Origin of the sequence: Paraburkholderia sp., assembly GCF_036488505.1 — a bacterium.
Taxonomy (GTDB): Bacteria; Pseudomonadota; Gammaproteobacteria; order Burkholderiales; family Burkholderiaceae; genus Paraburkholderia.
Genome location: NZ_DASXHN010000320.1, coordinates 1 through 2,992, shown reverse-complemented (window position 1 = coordinate 2,992; position 2,992 = coordinate 1). Strand labels below are relative to the sequence as shown.

General features: G+C 59.8%; 2 protein-coding genes and 1 pseudogene. All 3 read left to right on the top strand.

Going from position 1 to position 2,992, the window contains the following annotated elements; all coding sequences use genetic code 11:
* A pseudogene (locus VGH68_RS18910) lies at window positions 1-688 on the top strand (hypothetical protein); the annotation flags it as partial.
* An 18-nt stretch (window positions 689-706) separates the two neighbouring features.
* Complete coding sequence (locus tag VGH68_RS18905; RefSeq protein WP_331605211.1) at window positions 707-2,248, top strand: hypothetical protein; 1,542 nt, start codon at window positions 707-709, stop codon at window positions 2,246-2,248.
* The coding region (locus VGH68_RS18900) for a hypothetical protein (protein ID WP_331605210.1) at window positions 2,217-2,992 on the top strand (776 nt) is incomplete at its 3' end. The genes VGH68_RS18905 and VGH68_RS18900, both read left to right, overlap by 32 nt.

Genomic DNA, 2,992 nt, shown 5'->3' with positions numbered 1-2,992 from the left:
TGCGCAGGTGGCGGCCGAGCCTGCGAAGCGTGCATCGGCAGCCACGGGGCCCGCGAATACAGTGGCTGTTGTGCCCGACAAGTCTGCCGCGGCCACTCATTCTGCGCTGCCCGACGGTATCGATTTTGGCTGGCGCGAAGTGCCGTCAGCAACGCTCGGCTTGCAGTTTGCCGCCATGCCTGCGCCGTCCTCGACGTGGTCGTTCCTGTCCTCCGCCGTTGCCGACGAATCGCCGGTGGCGAAAAGTTGTGTGAACGACCGACCGCGCATTTCCCTGGCAATGAAGTCGGTTGCCGACGACCGCGCGGTTCCGGTACGCGACCATCTACCGAACCTCTATGGAAGCAGCTGGGGTGAGGCGCTAAACGGCCAGTATCTCGCGATTACCGACGTCTCGGTGTTGCGAAACGGCACAACGGCAGGGGCAAAGCCGACGTTGCTGGTGTGGAAGGATTTTGACCGCGCCACTGGGCCGAAAGGCTCTCCCGAGCTGCGATTGTCACCGGACGTCACCGCGTATGCGGTGAAGGGAGGCGTGCTTTATCGAGTGTTTGTCCACAGCGACGGTCTGTTCGATTGCGCCGACATTCTCTTCTCGAATGGCAAGGCGATGTCGGGCGAGCTCGTACGGCATAAGCGCAACCAGTACTTTACGGTGGACTACGTGCCGGTTATCGCACGCATATAACAAAAGGCAAAGGCGATCATGATGGACTTTATTCAGGCAAACCTCAGTACTTTGATCTGGTGGGGCATCGTAGTACTGCTCGCGGCCGGCGCATTCTCTTTCCGCTCGACGCTCGAGTTCTGGCTGAACCACTGGAAGTACACTTTCCCGGTGATTGGCAAGACAGCTCGGCTCGCGCGTCATGGCGTCAGCGGACAGAACGGCTGGACGGATTCGGAACGTACACTGTGCGGGGATTACAACAAATTCATTTCGTATCTGTCGAAAGCCGAATTCACCAAGCGCAACGAGTATCTGGCGAAGGCGGATGACAGCGGACGCTCGCCCACGCCGCTGTGGCTACTCGTGTTGCTGACAGTACTGGTGATCGCCGAGGGTCTGGGCTTTTCATATCTGCTCGGCAGCTGGATGGCCCGGGACGGCAGTGCCAATACCCACACATTGCTGATGCTTGCGATCGTGTTCGTCATCTGCGTCATCATGGTGTTCCTGACGCATTTCGCGGGGCATCAGCTTTATCGTTCGAATCTGGTCGTACGATGCCGCAGACAGTGGAAGCAGGACAAGGGCCAGGAGCGCTTTTCGAGCCGCAAAGTGAAACTCGACGACGAGCAGTCCGTCGACGACAGCGAGCCGGACTATACGCAGACGGTAAACCGGGTCGGCACGAATCACAGTTACTTTATGGTCGCGCTGACGGTGGCCGTGATTATCGTCATCGCCGGTACATCGACGTGGATGCGCTGGAGCGACCTTAACGCCGAGCAGACGCGCGAAGCGATGGGTATGAGTCAGAGCGCCGACCCGGGCAATCCGTTTGGGACGGCGAACACGATGCCGGCAGAGTTGGTGGCGAGCCAGAAAGCGGCCGACGACCGCGCAAGGGCGGAAGAATCGTCGTCGACGCGCAGCGAAGGTGCCGCAGCTTTCATTACGCTGGCCGTGATTTTCGTGGTCACGCAGATCGTCGGGATTTTCGGTGGCTTCGCGTGGGGCTTCGGTGGCCGGGAAAGCTACGCGGCGTGGAAAACGACCAAGGGCTTCAAGACGTTCGAGGACTACAACAACTATTACGCGCCGCTGCGGGCGATCGCACAGTCGCAACTCGAAAACCTTCAGAAGCGCCTGGGTGAAAACGCGGACATCTCGGGCAAAACCTTCACCAAGACCTTTCGCGACTACGTGATCGAGCAGCGCGACCTGTCCGATCTGGAAGCGTCCACGGCCCGCGTTCAAGCCCAGACGCCGATTGCAGCCATACCGCAGTCGTCCCCTGCCGTCAGCCATTTCGGCGCGCAACGCGCCAGGGCCGGCGAGCCGGACGACAGTGTTGAACCGGCAGTCACCGTATCCGCTCCGGCGTCGACACGCGCGTCGATCGACATGATCGTTGCAGAAATCGAAGGGACGCCCGACATCGCGCGCAAGAAGGAACTGATTCATCGCCTCGACGAATCGGTGCGGACCGAAGTCGTCAGTGAGATCAAACTTCGGAAGGAGCACGCCGAGAAACAGAAACACGCGCTCGATGCGGAACTCGACGATCTGTTCAAGGCCTGATCTCACAACCATGATCAAACATCTTGCAATAGCGCTAGCGGCCGCGTGCGTTGGCGCGGGCGCGACATCAGCGTTAGCCGGCGTCACCAACGATATTCCGAGCTGCTACGTGGCGAACCGCATAAAGCCGGCGGTGGCTGGCGCCGATCGCGAGCTTTTCATCGCGATCGACCAGACGACTGTATTCGACGAAAAGCTGCAGGCACAGATCGCCGAAGCCGCAGTGAAGGCGATCAAGCCTGGGACTGCCTACACGCTGTTCGACTTTTCGGCTTTCTCGCAAGGCCACTACACCGAAGTTGTCACGCGTGGGGTGATCGAATCGCCGATAGCTGACAAGCTGCGTGACGACATTAGCGAGCGTGCGCTGCGCAGTTTCGACGCTTGTATGGTGGGGCAGTCGAACTATGCGAAAAAAGCCCTGCTCGCGGCGGTCGGGCAAGTCGAGTCGGCGGCGACGAATGAGCTCGCGAAGTCGGACATCCTGGCCGCGTTGAAGGATATCAGCGATAAAGTCCGGGCATCGTCCGCTTCGAATAAGGTCGTCCTACTTGCGTCCGACATGCTGGAGAACAGTTCGCTGTCCAGTTTCTACGCGCACAATGCAGTTCGCCGCATCGATCCGGAAGCGGAGATGAAGAAGGCGGTGGCCGCGGGATTGATCGGCGATTTCGGCGGCGCGCGAGTGTATGTGGTTGGCGCGGGATTGCTGACCGGCGACGCGAAAACAAAAACTGTCTATCG